This is a genomic window from Streptomyces sp. NBC_00872 (assembly GCF_045161915.1).
In the GTDB taxonomy this organism is placed as follows: Bacteria; Actinomycetota; Actinomycetes; order Streptomycetales; family Streptomycetaceae; genus Streptomyces.
On the sequence record NZ_CP108806.1, the window covers coordinates 3,530,659 to 3,552,570 of the forward strand.

The window sequence follows — 21,912 nt, forward strand, 5'->3', positions numbered from 1 at the left end:
CACGTCGTAGACGTCGTACACAGGCAGTACGGCCCCGGCCCGCCGGATCGCGGCGGTGCCGGGGCCGGGTCTCAGATCAGATGCCCCGGCCCGAAGGCCTGCGGAAGCATCTCGTCGAGCGTGCGGATCCCGTCCGGGGTCTCCAGGACCAGTTCCGGGCCGCCGAACTCGTACAGCAGCTGCCGGCACCGTCCGCACGGCACCAGCACCTCACCCTTGCCGTCGACACAGGTGAAGTGGGTGAGCCGGCCACCGCCGCCGAGCTGGAGGGCGGAGACCAGACCGCACTCGGCGCACAGTCCGAGACCGTACGAGGCGTTCTCGACGTTGCAGCCGGTGATCGTACGGCCGTCGTCGACCAGCGCGGCGGCGCCGACCGGGTAGCGCGAGTACGGCACATACGCGTGGGCCATCGCCTCGCGCGCGGCGGTCCGCAGCGTCCCCCAGTCGACGTCCCCGTTCCCGGCGGTGTCCCCGTTCCCGGCGGCGGCGGTCACTTGCCCTGTCCTCTGCGATAGCGCATGCCATCAGCTTTCGGCATCCGCAGCCGCTGCGCCGACAGGGAGAGCACCAGAAGGGTCACGACATACGGCGTGGCGCCGACGAAGTCCTCGGGCACGGTGTCCGTCAGCAGGTACCAGACCAGGATGAGCACGGCGACCGCCGCGCTCGCGCCCGCCTGGACCATCGCCTTGCGGTACGCCTTCCACAGGGCGAGCAGCACCAGCAGCACGACCAGCAGAAGCAGCAGCGCGTGGACGGTCTCGCCGCCGTTGCGCAGCTGGAGCGCGTCGGAGAAGCCGAACAGACCCGCGCCCATGGCGAGCCCGCCGGGCCGCCAGTTGCCGAAGATCATCGCGGCGAGACCGATATAACCGCGCCCGCCGGTCTGGCCCTCCAGATAGATGTGCGAGGGCACGGTCGCGAGGAAGGCACCGCCGAGACCGGCCAGACCGCCGGAGACGGCGACGGCCGCGTACTTGTACGAGTAGACGTTGACGCCCAGCGACTCGGCCGCGACCGGGTTCTCACCGCAGGAGCGCAGCCGCAGTCCGAACGGGGTCCGCCACAGCAGCCACCAGGTGGCGATGAAGAGGACCACGGCGAAGACCGTCAGCACCGAGACATTCGTGACCAGACCGCCGAGGATGCCCGCGAGGTCCGAGACCACGAACCAGTGGTGGTTCGCCAGGGAGGTGAGACCGTCGGAGAGGCCGGGGACGGTGACATCGGGGATGGAGTCGACCGGTGGCGACTGCTTGGGGTTGCCGCCCTTGGTCAGCGCCTCGCCGGAGTTGAAGAAGATCTTGGCGAGATACTGGGTGACCCCGAGCGCCAGCAGATTGATCGCCACACCGGAGACGATGTGGTCGACCCCGAAGGTGACGGTCACGACCGCGTGCAGCAGTCCGCCGAGGACCCCGAAGGCGACCCCGGCGAGCAGTCCCAGCCAGGGGTTGGTCTGCCAGCCGATCCAGCCGGCCCCGAAGGTGCCGAGGATCATCATGCCTTCGAGACCGATGTTGACCACACCGGCCCGCTCGGACCAGAGACCGGCGAGTCCGGCGAGACCGATCGGCACGGCGAGACCGAGCGAGGCGCTGATCTGGCCGGTGGAGGTGAGCTGGTCGGCGCCGGTGAGTATCCGTACGGCGGACAGCAGGATCAGGGCGCCCGCGATGATCAGCAGGACCCGGGCGAGGGTGAGCTTGCGGCGTACGGGCTTGGCGCCCGGGGCCGTGGCCCTCGGCGCGGCCGGAGGCGGAGTGTCGGTCGTCGTGGCAGTCATCCCGCCACCTCCAGCTTCTCGGTCTTGGCAGCCTGGGCGGCCTGGGCGGCGAGTTCGGCGCCGACCCGCTGCTGCTGGCGCCTGAGGCCGTAGCGGCGCACGAGTTCGTAGGCGATCACGACGCACAGGACGATGACGCCCTGGAGCACGCCGAGGATCTCCTTGTCGTAGCCGATCACCTCAAGGTGGTTGGTGGTGCGCTCCAGATAGCCCCAGAGCAGTGCGGCGAGGGCGATGCCGACCGGGTTGTTGCGGCCGAGGAGGGCGATGGCGATACCGGTGAAGCCGATGCCCAGCGGGAAGTCGTTGCTGTACATGTGGCTCTCGTTGAGCAGCGTCGGCATACCGATCAGCCCGGCCATACCGCCCGAGAGGATCATGCTGGTGACGATCATCTTCTTGACGCTGACACCGCTCGCGGCGGCGGCCGACTCGGACTGGCCGACGGCGCGCAGGTCGAAGCCGAAGCGGGTACGGCCGAGGACGAACCAGTAGGCGAGGCCCGCCAGTACGGCGATGAAGAGGAAGCCCCAGAGGAGTCCGGCCGGGCCCATGTCGATGGTGAAGAACCAGGACGACTCGGGCAGTGGCTTGGTGGAGACCAGGGTGCCCGCCTCGTCGAGCTGGCCGAGCCGCTCGGGCTGGATCAGATAGCCGATGATCGCGGTGGCGATGGAGTTCAGCATGATCGTCGAGATGACCTCGCTGACCCCTCGTGAGGTCTTGAGGACACCGGCGATCCCGGCCCACATCGCGCCGACCAGCATCGCGACGATGATGATCACCGGGATCTGGACGACGCCCGGCAGATCGAGGGTGCCGCCGACGACCGCGGCGAAGAAGGCCGCGATGCGGTACTGGCCGTCGACGCCGATGTTGAACAGGTTCATCCGGAAGCCGATGGCGACCGCGACGCCCGCGAGGTAGTACGTGGTCGCCTTGTTGAGGATGTAGACCTGGCTGTCGCTGGCGGAGCCGTACGACAGCATGTCGTCGAACGCCTCGAAGGGGTTCTTGCCGGTGACGGCGATGACCAGCGCGGTGACGACCAGCGCGGCGACCACGGCCAGTACGGGGGCGGCGATCGCGAGGAGCAGCCGCTCCTTGTCGATCCGGGAGGTGAGCTTCTTCATCGGTCCTCTCCCCCAGCGCGGGTTCCGGCGGCGGGCCCGGCCGCAGGACCGGCCTCGGTGCCGGGACCGGTCGCGGCGCCCGGGGCGCCGGCCGTGTCCTGTGCCTCCAGATGGCCGGTGGCGGCGCCTGTCATCGCGGAGCCCAGTTCCTCGGGGGTGATCGTGGCGGGGTCGGCGTCGGCGACCAGCCGGCCCCGGTACATCACCCGCAGGGTGTCGGACAGGCCGATCAGCTCGTCCAGGTCGGCGGAGATCAGCAGGACCGCGAGACCGCCGCGGCGTGCCTCCCTGATCTGGTCCCAGATCTGCGCCTGGGCGCCGACGTCCACACCCCGGGTGGGGTGCGCGGCGATCAGCAGCTTGGGCGTGTGGCTCATCTCGCGGCCGACGATCAGCTTCTGCTGGTTGCCGCCGGAGAGGGAGCCCGCGGTGACATCGATGCCGGGGGTGCGTACGTCGTACTCGCGCACGATCCGCTCGGTGTCGAGGCGGGCGGCCCTGGCGTCGATGAGTCCGCCCCTGGAGTTGGGGCGCTCGGTGACATGGCCGAGGACGCGGTTCTCCCAGAGCGGGGCCTCCAGCAGCAGTCCGTGCCGGTGGCGGTCCTCGGGGATGTAGCCGATACCGCTCTCGCGCCGCTTGCGGGTGGGCGCGTGGGAGATGTCGGTGGTGTCGAGGGTGATGACACCGCCGTCCGGATCGCGCATCCCCATGATCGCCTCGACGAGTTCGGCCTGGCCGTTGCCCTCGACGCCCGCGATGCCCAGGACCTCGCCCCGGTGGATGGTGAAGTCGATCCCGGCGAGGACGTCCCGTACGACACCGTCGGTGTCGGTGGCGGTCAGTCTCAGATCACGGACCGTCAGGGCGGGTACCCCGGTGACCGTCGACTCACGGGTCTCCGGGGAGGGCAGCTCGCTGCCGACCATCAGCTCGGCGAGCTGCCGGGAGGTGGTGGAGCGCGGATCGGCGGTGCCCACGGTCGTACCGCGGCGGATGACGGTGATCTCGTCCGCGACCGACAGCACCTCGCCCAGCTTGTGGGAGATGAAGATGACGGTCAGGCCCTCGGACTTGAGCTCCCGGAGATTGTCGAAGAGCGCTTCGACCTCCTGGGGGACGAGCACCGCGGTGGGCTCGTCGAGGATCAGGATCCGCGCGCCCCGGTAGAGGACCTTGAGGATCTCCACGCGCTGCCGGTCGGCGACGCCGAGTTCCTCGACGAGGACGTCGGGCCGTACGCCGAGGCCGTACGCGTCCGAGATCTCCTTGATCTTGGCGCGGGCGCGGGAGCCGATGCCGTAGAGCTTCTCGCCGCCGAGGGCGACGTTCTCCAGGACCGTGAGGTTGTCGGCGAGCATGAAGTGCTGGTGCACCATGCCGATGCCACGAGCGATGGCGTCCGCGGGGCTGCCGAAGGCGACCTGGTCACCGTCGACGGTGATGGTCCCCTCGTCGGGCTTCTGCATCCCGTAGAGGATCTTCATCAGGGTCGACTTGCCGGCGCCGTTCTCGCCGCAGAGGGCGTGCACGGTGCCTCTGCGCACGGTGATGTCGATATCGCTGTTGGCGACGACGCCGGGGAAGCGTTTGGTGATGCCGCGCAATTCGACGGCGGGAGGGCTGGACGCGTTGATGGCGCACTCTCCTCGGAGGAAGGAGCGTTGGGGCGGGGGGCGTGGTGACGCTAGCGCGTCAACTCCCGCCTACGCGCGTAGAGTTGACACATCGTTATGGGCCCGGGAAGAGGGGGTGAAAGCCTCTCCCCGGGCCCGAACGCTCAGCCGGCGGCGGGACTCCGAAGAACCCGGAAACGCGTGCCGGAGGGGGTTGCGGGACGGTCATGACCGAGGGTTGCGGAGCAGCCCCGCCCATGGGCCCCGGAGTGATCCCGGCCGGAGGCCACGGAGTGGTCCTGGCCGGGGGTCGCCGGGCGGTCCTGACCGGAGGTCACGGGGTGGTCTTGACCGTGATGGAACCGTCGACGATCTTCTGCTTGGCCTCGTCGATCTTGGCCTGAATGTCCTCGATGAAACCACCGCTGGTGGAGAGCGAGACGCCGTCCTTGGCGAGCGAGTAGCTGTTGGTGCCGAGCAGCGGCTTCTTCTCGTGGACCGACTTGATCAGGTCGTAGACGCCGACATCGACGTTCTTGACGACCGAGGTCAGGATCGAGTCCTTGTACTTGGCGAGCGAGGCCTGGTTGTACTGGTCGGAGTCGACGCCGATCGCCCAGGCGCCCTTGACGCCGTTGACGGCCTCGATGGAACCGGAACCGGAGGAGCCGGCGGCCGAGTAGATCACGTCGGCGCCCTTGTCGAGCATGCCCTGCGCGGCGGCCTTGCCCTTGTCGGGGCTGGCGAAACCGGAGGTGTCGGAACCGTGCGACAGATACTGGACGTCGACCTTGAGGCTCTTGTCCGTGTCCTTGACGCCCTGGACGAAGCCGGCCTCGAACTTCTTGATCAGCGGGACGTCGACACCGCCGATGAAGCCGACGTGCTTCTTCTGCGTCTTCAGGGCCGCGGCCACACCCGCGAGATAGGAGCCCTGCTCCTCGGTGAAGACGATGTTGTCGACGTTCTTCGCGTCGACAACGGAGTCGACTATGCCGAAGGTGGTGTCGGGGAACTTGACCGCCACCTGCTTCATCGAGTTGGAGTAGGCGTAACCGATGCCGACGACCGGGTTGTACCCGGCCTGGGCGAGCTGGGTCAGACGCTCGACGCGGTCGGCCTCGGTGTCGGTGGTCTTGGCGGTCAGTTCCTTGACCTCGCCGCCGAACTCCGACTTGGCCTTGTCCATACCGCGCGCGGCGGAGTCGTTGAAGGAGTGGTCACCACGGCCGCCCACGTCGTAGGCGACACCGACCTTGACGCCGTCCGCGGCGGAAGCCGAGCTCGACGTGTCGTTTTCCTTGGCCTTGTCGGCCGAAGTGCTGCCACACGCGGTGGCAGTCAGAGCGAGCGCGGCGGAGGCGATGCCCGCCGCAGCAATCTTGGTTACCCGGCGCAAGAGGGTGGTCCCTTCAACCTGACCGAAGCGCCTCTTCCGGCGCTGGTTTCGCGGCGATCGTAACGCGCGTAGATGTCAGATAAAGACCCGTACGGAAGCTGTTATCGGATCGTCGCGAACGGGAGGTGACGGGAGGTGTTCATGGCCGGTTACAAACGGTTTCCGTCGATCAACGCGGCGGCCGTGAACAGTTCCACACCGACCTCGATCGCCTGCTCGTCGACATCGAAATCACCACGATGCAGGTCGTACCGGGCCTGGCTGCCGGGCGTCCGCACACCGAGCCTGGCCATCGCGCCCGGCACATGCTCCAGATACCAGGAGAAGTCCTCCCCGCCGAGGCTCTGCTCGGTGTCCTCGATCGCATACGATCCGCGGCGCGCGGTCTGGGCGGCGCGGATCAGCTCCGTGACGACCGGGTCGTTGACGACCGGCGGCACGCCCCGGACGTAGTTGATCTGCGACTTGGCGTGGTGGAGCGTGGCGATCTCGTCGATCGCGGCATGGACCATGTCGGGGGCGTCGCGCCAGGCGGGCAGATCCAGGCAGCGGACGGTGCCGGAGAGCTCGGCGTGCTGCGGGATGACATTGCAGGCGTGGCCCGCGTCGATACGTCCCCAGGTGACGGCGAGCCCGGAACGGGCGTCGACCCGGCGGGCCAGCAGGGCCGGGACCTCGGTGGCGACCTTGGCCACGGCGGTGACCAGGTCGGTGGTGAGATGCGGGCGCGCGGTGTGGCCGCCGGGACCGTCGAGGGAGATCTCCAGCCGGTCGCAGGCGGAGGTGATGGGCCCGGGGCGCAGCCCGATCAGCCCGGCGTCGACCCGGGGGTCGCAGTGCACCGCGATGATCCGGCCGACTCCGTCCAGCGCCCCGTCCTTGATGGCGTCGGCGGCGCCGCCGGGCAGCACCTCTTCGGCGGGCTGGAAGATCAGCCGTACGGCGTTGGGCAGCAGGCCCTGCCGGTCGAGCCCGGCGAGCACCAGGGCGGCGCCGAGGACGGCGGAGGTGTGGACGTCGTGTCCGCAGGCGTGCGCGCGGTCGGGCACGGTGGAGCGGTACGGGACGTCGGTCTTGGTGTCCGGAATCGGCAGCGCGTCGATGTCGGCACGCAGCGCCAGCATGGGCCGTACCCCGTCCCAGGTCCCGACGTCACAGACGAGTCCCGTCCCGCCCGCGAGCACCCGGGGGGCGAGCCCGGCCCGCTCCAGACGGTGCTTGAGCGCGGCGGTGGTACGGAACTCCTGATTGCCCAGCTCGGGATGCATGTGCATGTCCCGCCGGAAGGCGATCAGCTCGGCACGCAACCCCTCGCTCACCGCGCCGGGCAGCGCGGCTTCCCCCGGCAGCACGCTGTCGCCGGGCAGCTCGTCGGTCTCGGACTCTGGGGACATCAACTGGCTCACCTGTCGAAGACTAGGCCTCTTCAGGGATCAACGAAGTCACGATCAGCAAAATTTCAGCCACCCAGGGGAAGAAACCCGGCGCGGCGGCGCATAGCCCCACGAAGGAGCGGGTATACCGCCCCGCTCCTCGAGGGGCGGCGGGGGGGGGCGGGCGAGGTCGGCGACGGTCGGCGGAGGGCTCGGGGAAAACGCGCTGGGCGTTGTCAGTGCGGCTCTCTACGATGATCGGTACCTTCCCAGTCCAGCTCGGTGGTGGGCACATGTGTGTGCCGTCGAGGTCAGGGCCGGGGCCATCGCGATTCGTGAGGGGGGGACCCCGCGATCGCCCGACCCGCGCCAGCGGCCGCCGATCCGGGGCCGTGAGGTCGCCCCCTTGAGACTCCATGAACCTTCACTCGCCCGTGCCGTCCGTCCCGCCGATCCCTCCCGTGCAGCCCGTGTCTCCCGTCCCGCCCGTGCCGTCCGTGCCGCCCGTGCCGTCCGTCAACACGTTCCAGGTGGATCTGCGGGGCCTTGTCGATCTGCTCTCCCACCACCTCTACTCCAGCCCGCGCGTCTATGTGCGCGAGCTCCTCCAGAACGCCGTGGACGCCGTCACCGCGCGGCTCGCCCACGATCCCGCCGCGCCGCCCGCCCGTATCCGGCTCACGGCCACCGACGGCGCGGTCGTCATCGAGGACAGCGGCATCGGGCTGACCTCCGACGAGGTGCACACGCTGCTCGCCACCATCGGCCGCAGCTCGAAGCGCGACAGCCTGGAGAACGCCCGGCAGGAGTTCCTCGGGCAGTTCGGCATCGGGCTGCTCGCCTGCTTCGTGGTGGCCCGGCAGATCCGGGTCGTGTCGCGTTCCGCGCGTACGCCCGACGCGCCGCCCGTCGAGTGGCTCGCGAGCGACGACGGCTCGTACACCGTACGGACGCTGCCGCACGAGGCGCGCCCCGAGCCCGGTACGACCGTCCGGCTGGAGCCCAGGCCCGGCGCCGAGGAGTGGACCGAGCCACGGCGCGTCGCCGAACTGGCCGCGGACTACGGCTCGCTGCTCTCCCACGAGGTCACCTTCACCGGCCCCGGCGTCACCGACCGGCCGCTGACCGAGCGGCCCGCCGTCTGGGACCGCTCGTATCCGACACCCACCGCGCGCCGGGTCGCGCTCGCCGGGCACTGCGCGCGCGTCTTCGGGTTCAGCCCTCTCGACTCGATCGATCTGGACCTTCCCGTCGCGGGGGTGCGGGGCGTCGCGTACGTCCTGCCCGACGCCACCAGTCCCGCCCAGCGAGCGGCCCACCGGGTCTATCTCAAGGGCATGCTGCTCACCAGCCGGGCCGACAATCTGCTGCCGGACTGGGCGTTCTTCGTCCGGGTCGTCCTCGACACCGACACGCTGCGCCCCACCGCGTCCCGGGAGAATCTGTACGACGACGAGACGCTCGCCGCCGTACGCGAGGCGCTGGGCGCCCGTATCCGTGAGTGGCTGGCCGAGCTGGCGGCGGGCGATCCCGACCGGCTGGCGGCGTTCCTCGGCGTGCACCACCTGGGTGTGAAGTCCATGGCCCGGCACGACGCGGAGCTCTTCGCGCTGATGCTGCCGTGGCTGCCCTTCGAGACCAGCGACGGCCGGGTCACGCTCGACGAGTTCGTCCGCGCGCACCCCGAGGTCCATTTCACCCGTACGGTGGAGGAGTTCCGCCAGGTCTCGCCCATCGCCGCCGCGCACGGCCTCGGCATCGTCAACGGCGGATACACCTATGACGCCGATCTGATCGCGCTGCTCCCGCGGATCAGGGACGACGTCACCATCAGCGAGCTGGACGCCGGAGCCGTCACCGCGCATCTCGACCCGGTCGAGCCCCGGCAGGAGCTGGCCCTGGCCTCCTTCCTGGCCACCGCCAGGACCCGGCTCGACCCGCTCGGCTGCGATGTGGCGCTGCGCTCCTTCCAGCCCGTGACCGTGCCCGCGCTGTTCCTCGACGACCGCGCGGCCCGCCACGAACGGGACCGGGCCGCGGCGGAGGAGAGCGCCGACAGTCTCTGGACGGGCATCCTCGGCGCGCTGCGCGGCTCCGCCCCGCGTGCCCGGCTGGTGCTCAACCACAACAACCCGCTGGTGCGGCGGATCGCGGCGATCAGCGATGCCGAGCTGGCCGGGACGGCGGTCGAGTCGCTGTACGGACAGGCGCTGCTGATGGCCCAGCGTCCGCTGCGCCCGGCGGACACCTCACTGCTCAACCGGGCCTTCCTGGGCCTCCTGGAGTGGGCCACGCATCCGGTGGCCGGCCCTCCGGATCCGGAGGGTAACCGTCCGGGTGTCAGCAAGGGGACCGGTGTCAGCGACGAGGAGCCGGCCGTCACCGAGGAGGACGACAAGTGACCACCAGTCTCTCGCCCGAGGAGATCCGCCGGGCCCTGTGGGAAAACCAGTCAGCGCCCAACGGCCCCCTGCGCAACGCGCGCGGTGAGGAGCTCGCCGCGGCGGCGGAGTCGACCGGGGACCGGGATCTGCTCCGTGCGGCGCTGTTCGGCCTGATCCAGGCGTACGAGTACAGCACCGAGCGGGGCAAGATGCTGGTGCCGTTCGCCCGGCTGCTCCAGGAGTGGGACGCGGACCCGTCCGCGTTCGACGGCGCGGACACCCATACCTTCCACTGGATGTTCAAGTGGGTCAGCTCGGGGATGCTGTCGCTGCCCGAGATCCCCCTCGCGACCATGGAGCAGTGGCTCGCCGAGATGGAGCGCCGGTACCGGACGGCGGGCTTCACCGAACGGGCCGTACGGCAGGCCGAGTTCGACCTCGCCGAGCAGACCGGTGACACCGGGCGGACGGCGCGGGCGTTCGAGGCGTGGACCGCCGCGGAGCGCGACCGGATGGCCAACTGCCATGCCTGCGAGCTGAACGACCAGGGCACCTACTGGATGAGCCAGGGGCAGGACGACAAGGCGCTGGGCATCTGGGAGCCGGTCCTCGCGGACCGCTCGCACTGCGCGGAGGAGCCGCACCGGGTGCTCGCCAAGTCGCTGCTGCCGCTGGTGCGGACAGGCCGGCTGGAGGAGGCGCGCGCGAACCATCTGCGGGGCTACCGCATGGCCCGGGGCAACGAGAGTCTGCTGCCGTCCATCGGGAGGCACATCGAGTTCTGCGCACTGACCGGCAACGAGGGCCGGGGGCTGGAACTGCTCGCCGAGCACGCCCAGCACCTGTCCTCCGACGGGAACGCGTATTCGCGGCTTGAGCTGTTCACCGGCGCGCTCACCCTGCTGCGCCGTCTGCTGGCGCTCGGTCTGGACACGCGGCCCGCGGTCCCGATGGCGGAACAGCGGCGTACGGTACGTGAGCTGCACGACCTGCTGCACGCGGAGGCCGCGTCGATCGCGGCGAGGTTCGACGCGCGCAACGGCAGTGATGTCGTATCGGGCCTGCTGAAGAGCAGGCTGGAGTGCGAACCGCTCCTCGGCGCACTGCCGCTGGGGGTGCGGGCGGCCACGCTGACGACGGCCGGTGGGGCGGCGCCGACATCTGCGGCGGCGCCCGGCGCCACGGGGGTCGGCTCTGCGGGGGCCGGCTCGCGGACGGCGGCGGGCACAGGCCCCGGGGCGGGCGCCGTACGGACGGTGCCGGAGCTGGTCGCCGAGGCCCGTGAGATGCGCGGCCAGGGACACCCCGGTACGTCGGGCGTGTGGGACCTGATCGCGTCCCGGCTCGCGCGGGACGGCATGACGGCCGACCCCCTGCTCACGGCCGAGCTGCTGGAGCGCGGGGCGGTTCGCGCGGGTAGCGCGGGCAACGCGGGCACGGGCCGTGCGGGCGGTACCAGCGATGCGGGCAGTACGGGCAGTACGGGCGAGAAGACCGTCCGCGAGCTCTTCGAAGAGGTCGTCGTCGCCTATCGGGCCGTCGGCGAGCTCAGCCGCGCCGCGCTCAACGAACTGCGCGTCGCTTACGTGGCTGCGCGCGCGGGCGCGTCTCCCGGGGAGATCCGGGCGCTGCTGGCGACGGCCGAGGCGTCGGCACGGGCACTGCCGCTGACGGATCCGACGAGGACACGGCGGATCGCGACGATCGCCCTGAACACCATCAGGCTCGGCCCGACCCTGCGCCATCAGCACGAGGAGCACGAGGAGCACGGCGACGCCGACCACGGGAGCGGTGGTCAGAACACCGCCGCCCATGATCACGCGCGTACGGACGCGGAGCTGGCGGCTTTCGTCGCGGAGTTCTCCACCGCGCCGACGGACGAGGGCGGCGCCCCCCGCGATCCCGGTGACCCCGCGAACCTGGCCGATCTGCTCAGCGAGGCCGAGGCTCTGCGCGCCGAGCACGCGTGGCGGGAGGGCGCCACCGACCGGGCGGACGCGCTGTTCGTATCGGCCGCGCGGCGCGCTGTCGACGGAGGCTACCCGTGGGAGGCGGCCGAACCGCTCGCCCAGCGGGCACGGCTGCTGCTCATGTTGGGCCGGCCGCAGGAGGCCGAGAGCCCGGCGCGCGCCGCGCTGGAGCATGGCGCGGAGCTGGTCGAGGCGAACGAACTGGGCCATCTGCGGCTGACGTTGGCGGACGCCCTGTATCAGCAGGACGGCAAGGAGGCCGAGGCCGCGGAGTACGCGCTCGAAGCGGCCCACTGGCTCGACGCGGCAGGGCAGTCGGCGGGCGCGGGGGCGTACGCCCGGCTGCTCCTCGCCCAGTCCTACGGCGAGACCGGACGCCATGCCGAGGCTGCCGAAGTGCTGGAGTCCGCGCTGCCGGATCTGCTGGAACACGGCCAGGGGCAGACCGTACGGGCCCGGGAGGCGCTCGGGCGGAATCTGCGCGCGCTCGGCGACCAGCGGGCCGCGGCGGAGCAGTATCTGCTCGCCGCCGAAATGGTGGGGGGCTGGGAGGACGACCGTCCGCAGGCGCAGTTGGCCACACTCGCCGCCGAGTGTCTGTCGGAGGCGGGCCTGCGCGAGGAGGCCGTCGCCGCGTACCACCGGGCCATCGAGCTGTGGCGGAGCCTGGGCGAGCCGGTCGCCGCCGCGCGGGCCCTGCGCTCCCTGGCCTGGCTGGAGGCCGGGGAGGGAGATCGGGAGTCGGCGGAGGAGCTGATGGCACAGGCGCTGGCGACCGTCGACGGCGAGAGCGAGGGACACCGGCTGGAGCGGGCGCGTACGTGGTCCCAGACGGGCGAGTTGCTGCTGAACGGTCTGTACGAGGACGAGGACGAGGACGAGGACGAAGCGTCGGAGGACGGACAGGACGCGGCGGCCGGGAGGGACGCCGGCAAGCAGCCTGACCAGGCCGAGCGGACCGGGCAGGTCGAGCAGCCCGAGCAGGCCAAGCACACCGATGCCCTCCGTGTGCGCGAGGAGGCGCTGCGGCTGCTGGAGCTGGCGGAGTCGGCGTTCGCCGCGCTCGGCGCCGGCGTCGTGGACGAGCGGGTCCGCTGTGCCGTACGTATGGCCTGGACCGAGCAGGAGATGGACCGTGCCGACGACGGCGCCGCCCGGCTGCGGACGCTGATCGACGAGGTGACCGCGCTGGACACGGACGACGCGCGGGCGTTGCTGCCGCGTCTGGAGCACACGCTCAAGCAGCTGACCCATCAGGGCTGATCCCCGGGGGCCCGGGGCACCGGCCGGTCACCACGACCGGCCGGTGCCGTTCCGCTCCCGTCAGACGGGTGGGTGCCAGATGAAGATCTCGGTGCTCGGCTGACGCTCGGAGAAGCGGCCCGAGGCGGAGTGTTCCCTGAGCAGCCGGCCAAGGTCCGACGTGAACGCTCCGAGGCGCTCACCGAACAGATGCGGCGCGGAGGCCGACAGGGAGAACACCCACGCGGTGATGTCGTCGCGGGTACGCTCCAGCGCCTGACCGCCGGGGACGACATACCGCCGGGGACCGGTGAAGCCCGCCCGGGTGAGTATGGCGGCCTCGCCGCCGGGGGTTCCGTACGGGAGCACGCCACGGCCGGCTCTTCGGACCGGTCCGAGATAGCGCCTGGTCAGATCCCCGATCGCGGCAGAGGGAACCGCCGGATACGGGAGCCCGTCGGCGCTCAGCCGTTCCGTCTTGAGATCCGAGACATGAACGAGCGCTCCACCGGGTCTGAGCATGTCCCTGACCCTGGCCGCGACGAGATCGCGGTCCATCCAGTGGAAGGACTGGCCGAAAGTCGCCGCTGTGAAGGTCCCGAGACCGGCGGGAAGTTCCTCGGCGCGAGCCCGGACCCACCGGGTACGCGCGGCCACGCCCTCCGCCGCGGCCTGACGCCCGGCCTCGGCGATCATCCCCCGGTCCGGGTCCACCCCGACCACGCCGTCGAAGAACCCCACCAGCCCCAGCGCGAGCGTCCCCGGCCCACACCCCACATCAATCAACCGCCCCCGCCCGTCCAGCCCGAGCGCCTCAGCGAGCACCTCCGCGAACCCGGGCGCGTACGGCAACCTCCCGCGCCGGTAGTACGGAGCGGCCCCCAGAAACAACGTGTCGTCCCACTCCCACCCCTCAACCACCCCTACCCCCACCCGTCCACCCCTGCGCTGCCCTGCCCTGCCCTGCCCTGCCGGAACGGGATCGTAGTCCGCCGCGCTTGTGGGCGCGGGTCAGCCGAACTCGCCGGCCGTCACACCGCTGACGAAGGCGTCCCACTGGCCGGGACCGAACACCAGCACCGGGCCGTGCGGGGTCTTGCTGTCGCGCAGGGCATGGCCGCCGGGCGGCAGGGCGGCGACCTCCACGCAATCGTTGTTGACCCCGGAGTACGAGGACTTCACCCACGTCAGCCCCGAAGCTGAGGCGGATTGCACGTATGGCTCCACGAGCTACCCCATTTCCTTGAGAGCGTTCTCGATCAGATCCCGGGATTGACCGGCGTTGGCCGAGGCGATGTTGAGGCGTCGTAGCAGCGTGGAATACGTCTCCACCTCGGAGTCTTCCTCGTAGTAGAGCCCGCTGGTGAGCGCCTCGGTGTACACGATCTCAGTCTCCGCGGCATTCGGGAAGCCGAAGATGACGAACGGGCCGAACAGGCAGGCGTTCATCGGGTCTTCCCTGGGAAGCACTTGGAGTTGGACGTTCGGGCGCTGACTCTCCTCGATCAGTGCTTCCAACTGCCCTTTCATGACATCGCGTCCGCCCACCCGGTGGTACAGCACGCTCTCCGCGATGATGGCCCAAAGCTGAAGCGGATTCTCGCGCGTCAGGACCGTCCGGCGCTCGCGACGGATATCGACCTGCGCCTTCAGCGCCTCTGGAGTGATGTCAGGCGTCAGCAGCCTCGCGAGTGACTCGAAGTACTCCGGTGTTTGCAGAAGTCCGGGAACCAGACCGATTTGGACGCTGTACATCTTGGCCGCGTCGGACTCGACCGCGATGTACGCGGCATAGGCGGGATCAGCGGTATCGGAGTACCGCGACCACCAGCCCTTCTGCTTCGCCTGGCGGGAGAGCTGTTCGATCGCGGCGCGCTCAGCCGGATTGATCACCCCGTACGCGTCCATCAGCGCGCGCAGATCCGGGAGTCGGACTCCCGACAGCGCGTTCTCGATGCGCCCGACCTTCGACTCGGCCGAACCGAGAATCTCCGCCGTATCGGCATGGGTCATGCCGGCCGCGGTCCGAAGCTCGCGGAGCCTGCGCGCCAAACGTCGCTGACGGATCGTCGGGTTGTTGTTGGTGGCCACTTCGCGCCGCCTTCCTCCTGCTTCTCGCAGGTCAAGTGTGCCGGTCGTCAACTTGGAGGACAACAGCCCATCACTCTTACCAAAGTGGTGACTTGACACTCTAGTTCTCCCAATGTGCATAGTGCTCACCCAGGATAGGCCCGGACTCACGCCAAGGAGGCGTGCATGGCTGTCATCAGGACCGAACAGGCGCGCTACTGCCGGAACCGACCCGCAGCCAAGGCTGCACGAGCACGAGCACGCGAGTTAGCCGAGGAGTGGCAACTCACCGAAATGAGTGATGCCCTGGAGTCGGCGGTCAGTGAACTGGTCTCGAACGCCGTCGTGCACGGACGTGCCACCCGAGGCAGTCGTGTCACCGTCACCTACGAGTTGGACGGGGCGCGGCTGCGGGTCGAGGTACGGGACCGGGCCACCGGTATGCCGCAGACTGTTCCGCCGCCGGGGCGCGGGGACGGCGATGTTCCCGAGCGCCTTGCCGAGGGCGGGCGGGGGCTGCTGATGGTCGGAGCGCTCGCGGACCGCTGGGGAGTGCTCCGACATGTCATCGGTAAGAGCGTCTGGTTCGAACTCGACCTGGCCTTCGCGGCAGGTGCGTCATGAACGGTCGGCCGGATGTCGTGCCGTACATCACCGCGTGGAGCGCGGAGCGAATCCCGACCCCTCTCGTGACGGCCCGCCCGCGCCTGGGCATCGCGTATGCCGACGAGGATCTCTACGACCGCGACCAGGAAGGCGTCCTGTGGGCCCGGTCTCTGCTCAGACAGGGACAGGGCCTGCCCGAGTTCGGACGCGTCCATCCGCTACGGCAGCGGCAGGCGATGCGGAGGATGCTCTGCCAGGTCTGCGCGGGACCGGCCGACCGCAATGAGCAGGGCTGGCTGTGGCTGCTCAGCGACTACCGTGGCGACTGGCCCGGCTGGCCGGAGCTGATGGGTTCACCGCATCCGCCGCTCTGTCTGCCGTGCGCCGGTAAATCCGTTCGGGTCTGCCCCTCGCTGCGCGGCAGGTTCGTCGCCGTACGTGTGAAGGAGCCCAGGATCACCGGCGTACTCGGCGCTCGATACCTCCCGCACGACCCGCTCCTCGGCCCGGTCGAGCAGGTCACCGTGCACTACCGCGACCCCGCCGTCCGCTGGGTCGTCGCCTCGCAGCTCCTCGCGCGGCTGCACGGCTGTACGTTCGTGGACCTCGAAGCCGAACTCGCGGCCCATGAAGGCCAGTAAGGCCAGTAGTGGACTGCTCGCCGTGCGACAACAAGGTCCCCGACAGCCACTGAACCTGAACCGTCCCGCGCCGGCCTCCTGTCCCCCTGTCCTCCGGAGGGCAGGGGGCCCGCCCCCGTGAAGAGGAACCGTCTTGCCCGCACACCACGACATCGCCGCCGAGACCGAGCTGTGGGACACCTACGCCGCCTACGCCTTCAAGGACGACGCCGAGCCGGGCTTCGGCTGGACCCAGTACGCCGGTCACGGGCCCGGGGCGGAGTTGCTCGGGGAGCCGCGCTCCGTGCTGGAGATCGGCTGCGGTACCGGTCGCGCACTCGCCCATCTAGCCGGGCGCGGCATCGTCGCTCATGGCGTCGATCTGTCCCCCGTCATGGTCGGGAAGACCACCGCGAAGTGGGCCGGCACCGGTGCGGTGTTCGTATGCGCCGAGGTACTGGAGTATCTGAGCGGGCACGACGACATGTACGACGCCGTCTACTCCATCTTCGGAGCCGCCTGGTTCACCGACCCGGGCCGTCTCCTGCCGCTCGTACGGCGGCGGCTGAAGCCCGGCGGTGTCTTCGTCTTCTCCCAGCCTCCGGCCATCCCCGGCGCGTACGGACCGCAAGGCATGTACAAGGGAGGCTTCGCGGGCAAGGCGCTGTTCACCTACCGCTACAGCTACCGTCCGGCCGTGTGGGAGCGTCTGCTCACCCGGGCCGGGTTCGCCGCAGCCGAGGCGCGGATCCTTGACGCCCCTCACGCCGGGCACATCGGGACGCTCCTCGTCCGGGCGGTCGCTCCGTGACCGGTTCTCGGGTCGTGCGAAGCCGCCCCGGCCACCCGCGGTCCGGGCGAAGCCGCCCCGGCCGCCCCGGTCGTCCCTGACCCGGCGACCGGCCATGCCCCGCCCCCAGCGCTACGCCGGTGACGCCATCTTCGGGAGTCTGTGGACGTCGCGGGCCGTGGTCGTGACTCCCGAGAGGAAGCCCTGGGCGCGGGGAGAGGCCGAGGACTTGAGCCACTCCGGGGCGATGTCACAGACCGCGACGCGGACGCCCGTGCCCGCCAGGGCCAGGGGGAGGGTGTGGACCACCGTGGAGGGGAAGCTCAGGATCGTGCTGCCGACCGGGCCCCGGCGGGCGATCAGTTCCAGGGGGAGGTCCGGGCGGACGATCTCCAGGCCGGTGGCCGCGTGCAGGCGGTGGAGTTTGTCCGCGCTCTCGCGGCGGTGCGCGAAGTAGCGGGTGGCGTTGTGGGTACGGGCCAGGGCGGCGACCGCGGCGAGGTACTGGTCCGCGTCGACCACGCCCGTCTCCACCAGCGACGTGCCGACCATGTCCGCGCCCTCGTGGACCCGGGGCGGCCCGAAGGTGGCCCTGGTCCACTCGAAGCGGTTGGCGGTCACGGTGATGCCGTCCGGTACGTCCTCGACGGGCATCGAGGTGAAGACCTCGACCGGGCGCTCCCCGGACGGGGTCAGCCGGCGCCGCGCGGCGGCGGTGACGGGTGCGAGCACCAGTTCCCGGGGCCCGCGGGAGCCACCGCGCCGGTGCCAGCGCACCAGCCGCTCACCGCGGGCGATCTGTCCTATGAACTCCATGGTCGCGGTCCCGTCGTCCACGACCGTCAGCTCCTTGGTGCCGACCAGGGTCAGCAGGAGCTGTACATAACGGGAGAACGGATCGCCTATGACGATCCTGCCGGCCTTCCGCAGCAGCGGTGCCAGCTCCCGTACGGTCCGCAGGGGCGCCCCCGCGCCACCGCGCGCGTCCTGCCAGCGCACGGTGAAGCCCTCGTCGCGGGCCAGCTCCGCCATCCGCCGGAGCTGGCCGCGTGACATGGGATCGGTGGGCGAGAGCACGACGACGGTGAGCGCGTCACCGGTCGCGCTCGCGCGCGCCCACTCCAGCACATTGAGCAGCTGGACGGGGCTCTCCACAAAAGCGATCACCCGAGGGTGCGGGGGGCGGCCCCCGCTGGGACCGGTCATGGCCGTCAGACCGCCGCCGGCTCGGCGGACTCCGCGGACTCGGCGACGACGCCCGCGACACGGCGGAGCTTCTTCATCGGGCCGAGCTCCGACTCGTAGACCTTCTTGACACCGTCACCGAGGGACGCCTCGATGGTGCGGATGTCACGGACGAGGCGCTGGAGACCCTGCGGCTCGACCGAGGCGGCCTGGTCCGAGCCCCACATGGCGCGGTCGAGGGTGATGTGGCGCTCGACGAAGGTGGCGCCGAGGGCGACGGCGGCGAGGGTGGTCTGGAGACCGGTCTCGTGGCCGCTGTAGCCGATCGGCACGTTCGGGTACTCGGCCTGGAGCGTGTTGATCACGCGCAGGTTCAGCTCCTCGGCCTTGGCCGGGTACGTCGACGTGGCGTGGCAGAGCAGTATGTTGTCGCTGCCCAGGACCTCGACCGCGTGACGGATCTGCTTCGGCGTCGACATACCGGTGGAGAGGATGACCGTACGGCCGGTGGAGCGCAGGGCGCGCAGCAGCTCGTCGTCGGTCAGGGAGGCGGAGGCCACCTTGTGGGCCGGCAGGTCGAACTTCTCCAGGAAGGCGACGGCCTCGGTGTCCCACGGGGAGGCGAACCAGTCGATCCCGCGCTCCTTGCAGTGCTCGTCGATGGCGCGGTACTCGTCCTCGCCGAACTCGACGCGGTGACGGTAGTCGATGTACGTCATCCGGCCCCAGGGGGTGTCGCGCTCGATGTCCCACTGGTCGCGCGGGGTGCAGATCTCCGGGGTGCGCTTCTGGAACTTGACCGCGTCACAGCCCGCCTCGGCGGCCACATCGATCAGGGCGATGGCGTTGTCCAGCTCGCCGTTGTGGTTGATGCCGATCTCACCCGTGACATAGACGGGCTGGCCGGGGCCGGCGGTCCGCGTGCCGAAAGTCCGCAGGCGGGAGGTGGCGTCGGTGCTCATGGGTGGGTCCTTACTTGTTGAGGGTGTTCGTGTGGGGGGTCTGGAGACCCGGACCGAGGAGCCAGGCGGCGATCTCGCGGATCGCCCCTTCGCCGCCGGGGGTCGTGGTGACGGCACGCGCGGCGGCGCGTACGGCGTCATGGGCGCTCGCGACGGCCACCGGCCAGCCGACGAGGCCGAAGCACGGGAGATCGTTGACGTCGTTGCCGACGTACAGCACGCGCTCGGGCGTGATCCCGTGCTCGTCGCACCACTGCTTCAGTGCGAGGTCCTTGCGGTCGATGCCATGGAGCACCGGCACCTGGAGCTTGCGGGCGCGCGCGGCGACGACCGGGTTCTGCTCGGTGGAGAGGATGAGCAGTTCCAGGCCGGAGCGGCGCAGCGCGGCGATCCCGAGCCCGTCGCCGCGGTGGACGGCGACCGTCTCGCGGCCGTCCGAGTCGACCATCACCTTGTCGTCGGTCTGGGTCCCGTCGAAGTCGAGGACGACCGCGTCGACGTCGTCGTACGTGGGCAGGACGGCCGGGTCGAGCAGCGGCGCGAGAAGGCGGGCGCGGGCCAGGTCGTGCGGATCGTCGATCTCCAGCACCCGGGCCGCGTCGGTCCGCACGAGCGCGGTACGCCCGAAGAAGCGGTGGTTGGCGGCGCGGAAGCCGTCGGCGCGCATCGCGTACGCGGCGCCGGTCTCCAGATACTCCTGGGGACGGTCCTGGCGGCGCGGCCGGTTCGACTTGTCGTGGTTGACGCCGTAGCCGCCCGAGGCGCCGGAGTCGTCGCTGCCCGCGCTGTCCTGGCGCCAGATGAAGCCGTGGGTGGGCGCGACGGTCAGCGCGCTGTCGGCGCCGTCCTCGGTGACGGCGCCGGCGACGCCGTCCAGGTCCTCGGCCGTGATGAACGGGCTGGTGCACTGCACCAGCAGCACCACGTCGGCCGCCACGCCGCGCATCGCCTCGTACGCGTCCATCGCGTGCAGGACGGCGGCCTCGCTGGTCGCGGTGTCGCCCGCGATCGCGGCGGGGCGCAGGACGACCTCGGCGCCGGCGGAACGGGCCGCCTCGGCTATGGCCGCGTCGTCGGTCGAGACGACGACATCGGTGACGCGCCGGGCCGCGAGGCTCGCCCGGACGGCGCGTACGACGAGTGGGACGCCGCCGACGGGGGCGAGGTTCTTCGCGGGCACGCCCTTGGATCCGCCGCGTGCGGGAATTACCGCGAGGACGGTCATCTGTACTCCTTGGTCCGCGGGTGCTGCCTCCGCGGCTGGTCGCTGTGCGGCTCGTGCTTCTTGCTCTGCTGCGGCTCGTGCTTCCTGCTCCGCTGCTGCGGCTCCTGCTGCTGCGGCTCGGTGCTGTTCTCCTGCCGGTGACGCGGGTGGTGCCGGTGACGCGGGTGGCGCTGTGTACGGGTGGTGCCGGGTGGGGCGGCGGCTCACAGGTCGCCCATACGCCGGATGACGGGGGCCACGCGCTGCACGCCGTGCCGGTACGCGCCGCGCGCCGCTCCCCGTACCGCCTCGCGCACCACACGGCGGACCCCGCCGTTGCCTCCCGCCGCGGCCTTGGCGGCCGACGGCAGCGGTGTGCCGTCGGCGGCGAGGTGGTAGCGGGCGAGGAGCCCCGGGAGATAGCCGGGCGCGGTGGTGACCGTGTAGTACGGGTTCAGCGGCGGCAGCACGGGCCCGTCGAGCAGCTTGGCGACCCGTCCGCGCGCCGTGTCGAAGGACGAGGAGTACGAGCCGTCGGCCGCGACGCCCTGGCGGTCCGCCCAGACGGCGTCGGCGCGCGGGCGTCCGCCGCTGTCGAGCTCGTCCCAGGAGGCGAGACAGCCGGAGCCGATGAAGTGGTGGTTGCCCAGCGGCTCGCGCACCCCGAGATCGGTGAGGATCGCGGTGGGGATGCGCCGGTGCAGGGCTTCCAGGGCCGCGGTCGAGGAGACGGTGACCAGCAGATCGGTCCGGTCGAGGACCTCGCCCATGTTCCCGTAGACCAGCTTGAAGTTGGGCGGCAGACCGCCGGTGACCTTCTCGGCGAGCCGCTGGTAGGGGAACTCCTCCACATGGGTGGTGTGCTCGCCGATCTTGCTGCGCAGCTTCAGCAGGACCTCGCGGCGCGGGTGCAGCCGGGCGTGCTCGACCAGGCGCTTCAGCAGATAGGCGCGGTCGGCGCGGTTCGCGGGTACGGACGGCTGCGCGGCGAAGACGACCGTGTCACGGCCCTCCTCGGGGACATAGCGCTCACCGCCGAGGAAGGGGAGCGCGGCCTCGGTGACGGAGGAAGCGTCGGCGCCCACGCCTTCGTACACGGCGCGGAAGCGCTGGCCGTCGTACCGGGAGTTCGCGAGGACGACATCCGCGCCGTGCCGGAGCAGCAGACCGTCCGAGAGCTTCTCGTAGACAACGCCCACATAGCCGGTCACGATGACCGGCCGGACCTCCAGGTTCAGCGCGGCGATCCCGTGGAGCACGGCCTGTACGGCGCCTCCGACCAGGGCGAGCACGACGAGGTCGTACTCCTTCTCGCGCAGCGTCTGGAGGAACGCGGTGCCGGTCACCTCACGCAGCGCGTCCGCGTCCGCGCCGACCTCGGCGAGCTGGCGGGCGGTGGGCGTGGCTCTGCCGCGCAGCAGATAGCCGCTCAGCTCTGTGGAGCGGCCTTCCGGGGCGATGCGGCGCGCGGTGAGCGCACCCCACTTCCACCGGGTGTCGGAGTCGGCGAGCACTGCGACCCGGACCGCTTCGTTGGTACGTGATGGCACGACGAGGACGTTAGAAAGA

Annotated in this window: 18 protein-coding genes; 5 read left to right on the forward strand and 13 right to left on the reverse strand. The window is 70.7% G+C overall.

All coding sequences use genetic code 11. The features are described from left to right. Positions 1 to 71: 71 nt before the first annotated feature. The 6 genes from OG214_RS14985 to OG214_RS15010 form a co-directional block, all read right to left on the reverse strand. Positions 72 to 497 carry a cytidine deaminase gene (locus tag OG214_RS14985; protein WP_405985020.1) on the reverse strand — a complete coding sequence of 142 codons (426 nt, stop codon included), beginning with the start codon at positions 495 to 497 and terminating at the stop codon, positions 72 to 74. Next, positions 494 to 1,789, reverse strand: coding sequence for an ABC transporter permease (locus tag OG214_RS14990; protein ID WP_365906077.1), 1,296 nt, complete (start codon positions 1,787 to 1,789; stop codon positions 494 to 496). Before OG214_RS14990 ends, OG214_RS14985 begins: the two co-directional genes overlap by 4 nt. Continuing rightward, positions 1,786 to 2,922 (reverse strand): ABC transporter permease, encoded by a 1,137-nt coding sequence (locus OG214_RS14995; protein WP_405985021.1) that lies wholly within the window; start codon positions 2,920 to 2,922, stop codon positions 1,786 to 1,788. Before OG214_RS14995 ends, OG214_RS14990 begins: the two co-directional genes overlap by 4 nt. Further along, positions 2,919 to 4,529 (reverse strand): ABC transporter ATP-binding protein, encoded by a 1,611-nt coding sequence (locus OG214_RS15000; protein ID WP_405985022.1) that lies wholly within the window; start codon positions 4,527 to 4,529, stop codon positions 2,919 to 2,921. Before OG214_RS15000 ends, OG214_RS14995 begins: the two co-directional genes overlap by 4 nt. Positions 4,530 to 4,872: 343 nt before the next feature. Then, positions 4,873 to 5,937: a BMP family ABC transporter substrate-binding protein gene (locus OG214_RS15005; protein WP_363079780.1), complete on the reverse strand. Its 1,065-nt coding sequence runs from the start codon at positions 5,935 to 5,937 to the stop codon at positions 4,873 to 4,875. Between the two features lie 149 nt (positions 5,938 to 6,086). After that, positions 6,087 to 7,331: an amidohydrolase gene (locus OG214_RS15010; protein ID WP_405985023.1), complete on the reverse strand. Its 1,245-nt coding sequence runs from the start codon at positions 7,329 to 7,331 to the stop codon at positions 6,087 to 6,089. Between the two features lie 449 nt (positions 7,332 to 7,780). On the opposite strand from OG214_RS15010, the gene OG214_RS15015 reads away from it, so the two are divergent. After that, the gene (locus OG214_RS15015) at positions 7,781 to 9,712 is read left to right on the forward strand and encodes an HSP90 family protein (RefSeq protein WP_405985024.1); all 1,932 of its coding nucleotides are present in this window, start codon (positions 7,781 to 7,783) and stop codon (positions 9,710 to 9,712) included. Further along, positions 9,709 to 12,927 carry a tetratricopeptide repeat protein gene (locus OG214_RS15020; RefSeq protein WP_405985025.1) on the forward strand — a complete coding sequence of 1,073 codons (3,219 nt, stop codon included), beginning with the start codon at positions 9,709 to 9,711 and terminating at the stop codon, positions 12,925 to 12,927. Before OG214_RS15015 ends, OG214_RS15020 begins: the two co-directional genes overlap by 4 nt. Positions 12,928 to 12,987: 60 nt before the next feature. On the opposite strand, the gene OG214_RS15025 is transcribed toward OG214_RS15020, so the two are convergent. From OG214_RS15025 to OG214_RS15035, 3 genes are all read right to left on the reverse strand, one after another. Beyond that, complete coding sequence (locus OG214_RS15025; RefSeq protein ID WP_405985026.1) at positions 12,988 to 13,827, reverse strand: class I SAM-dependent methyltransferase; 840 nt, start codon at positions 13,825 to 13,827, stop codon at positions 12,988 to 12,990. Between the two features lie 90 nt (positions 13,828 to 13,917). After that, a complete protein-coding gene (locus OG214_RS15030) occupies positions 13,918 to 14,121 on the reverse strand; it encodes a DUF397 domain-containing protein (RefSeq protein ID WP_405985027.1) in 204 nt (67 codons plus the stop codon). Between the two features lie 15 nt (positions 14,122 to 14,136). Beyond that, positions 14,137 to 14,997 carry a helix-turn-helix domain-containing protein gene (locus OG214_RS15035; protein WP_405985028.1) on the reverse strand — a complete coding sequence of 287 codons (861 nt, stop codon included), beginning with the start codon at positions 14,995 to 14,997 and terminating at the stop codon, positions 14,137 to 14,139. A 165-nt stretch (positions 14,998 to 15,162) separates the two neighbouring features. Here OG214_RS15035 and OG214_RS15040 point away from each other — a divergent pair, with 165 nt between their 5' ends. The 3 genes from OG214_RS15040 (at position 15,163) to OG214_RS15050 (ending at position 17,013) form a co-directional block, all read left to right on the forward strand. Beyond that, the gene (locus OG214_RS15040) at positions 15,163 to 15,600 is read left to right on the forward strand and encodes an ATP-binding protein (RefSeq protein WP_405985029.1); all 438 of its coding nucleotides are present in this window, start codon (positions 15,163 to 15,165) and stop codon (positions 15,598 to 15,600) included. Next, complete coding sequence (locus OG214_RS15045; protein ID WP_405985030.1) at positions 15,597 to 16,223, forward strand: hypothetical protein; 627 nt, start codon at positions 15,597 to 15,599, stop codon at positions 16,221 to 16,223. The genes OG214_RS15040 and OG214_RS15045 overlap by 4 nt, the downstream gene beginning before the upstream one ends. 133 nt (positions 16,224 to 16,356) lie before the next feature. Then, positions 16,357 to 17,013, forward strand: a complete 657-nt coding sequence (locus OG214_RS15050; RefSeq protein WP_363079771.1) for a class I SAM-dependent methyltransferase — start codon at positions 16,357 to 16,359, stop codon at positions 17,011 to 17,013. A gap of 111 nt (positions 17,014 to 17,124) precedes the next feature. Here OG214_RS15050 and OG214_RS15055 read toward each other — a convergent pair whose 3' ends face one another. The 4 genes from OG214_RS15055 to OG214_RS15070 form a co-directional block, all read right to left on the reverse strand. Next, complete coding sequence (locus OG214_RS15055) at positions 17,125 to 18,198, reverse strand: hypothetical protein (RefSeq protein ID WP_363079770.1); 1,074 nt, start codon at positions 18,196 to 18,198, stop codon at positions 17,125 to 17,127. A 5-nt stretch (positions 18,199 to 18,203) separates the two neighbouring features. Next, the gene (locus OG214_RS15060) at positions 18,204 to 19,139 is read right to left on the reverse strand and encodes an N-acetylneuraminate synthase family protein (RefSeq protein WP_363079769.1); all 936 of its coding nucleotides are present in this window, start codon (positions 19,137 to 19,139) and stop codon (positions 18,204 to 18,206) included. Between the two features lie 10 nt (positions 19,140 to 19,149). Then, positions 19,150 to 20,364 carry an acylneuraminate cytidylyltransferase gene (locus tag OG214_RS15065; protein WP_363079768.1) on the reverse strand — a complete coding sequence of 405 codons (1,215 nt, stop codon included), beginning with the start codon at positions 20,362 to 20,364 and terminating at the stop codon, positions 19,150 to 19,152. 203 nt (positions 20,365 to 20,567) lie between these two features. Next, positions 20,568 to 21,893: a DUF6716 putative glycosyltransferase gene (locus tag OG214_RS15070; protein ID WP_363079767.1), complete on the reverse strand. Its 1,326-nt coding sequence runs from the start codon at positions 21,891 to 21,893 to the stop codon at positions 20,568 to 20,570. Between the last annotated feature and the right edge of the window lie 19 nt (positions 21,894 to 21,912).

Coding starts and splice junctions, on each gene's coding strand:
- OG214_RS15060 (WP_363079769.1), bottom strand. CDS start 19,139: ATGAGCACCGACGCCACCTCCCGCCTGCGGACTTTCGGCACGCGGACC.
- OG214_RS14990 (WP_365906077.1), bottom strand. CDS start 1,789: ATGACTGCCACGACGACCGACACTCCGCCTCCGGCCGCGCCGAGGGCC.
- OG214_RS15040 (WP_405985029.1), top strand. CDS start 15,163: ATGGCTGTCATCAGGACCGAACAGGCGCGCTACTGCCGGAACCGACCC.
- OG214_RS15065 (WP_363079768.1), bottom strand. CDS start 20,364: ATGACCGTCCTCGCGGTAATTCCCGCACGCGGCGGATCCAAGGGCGTG.
- OG214_RS15055 (WP_363079770.1), bottom strand. CDS start 18,198: ATGACCGGTCCCAGCGGGGGCCGCCCCCCGCACCCTCGGGTGATCGCT.
- OG214_RS15010 (WP_405985023.1), bottom strand. CDS start 7,331: ATGTCCCCAGAGTCCGAGACCGACGAGCTGCCCGGCGACAGCGTGCTG.
- OG214_RS15045 (WP_405985030.1), top strand. CDS start 15,597: ATGAACGGTCGGCCGGATGTCGTGCCGTACATCACCGCGTGGAGCGCG.
- OG214_RS14995 (WP_405985021.1), bottom strand. CDS start 2,922: ATGAAGAAGCTCACCTCCCGGATCGACAAGGAGCGGCTGCTCCTCGCG.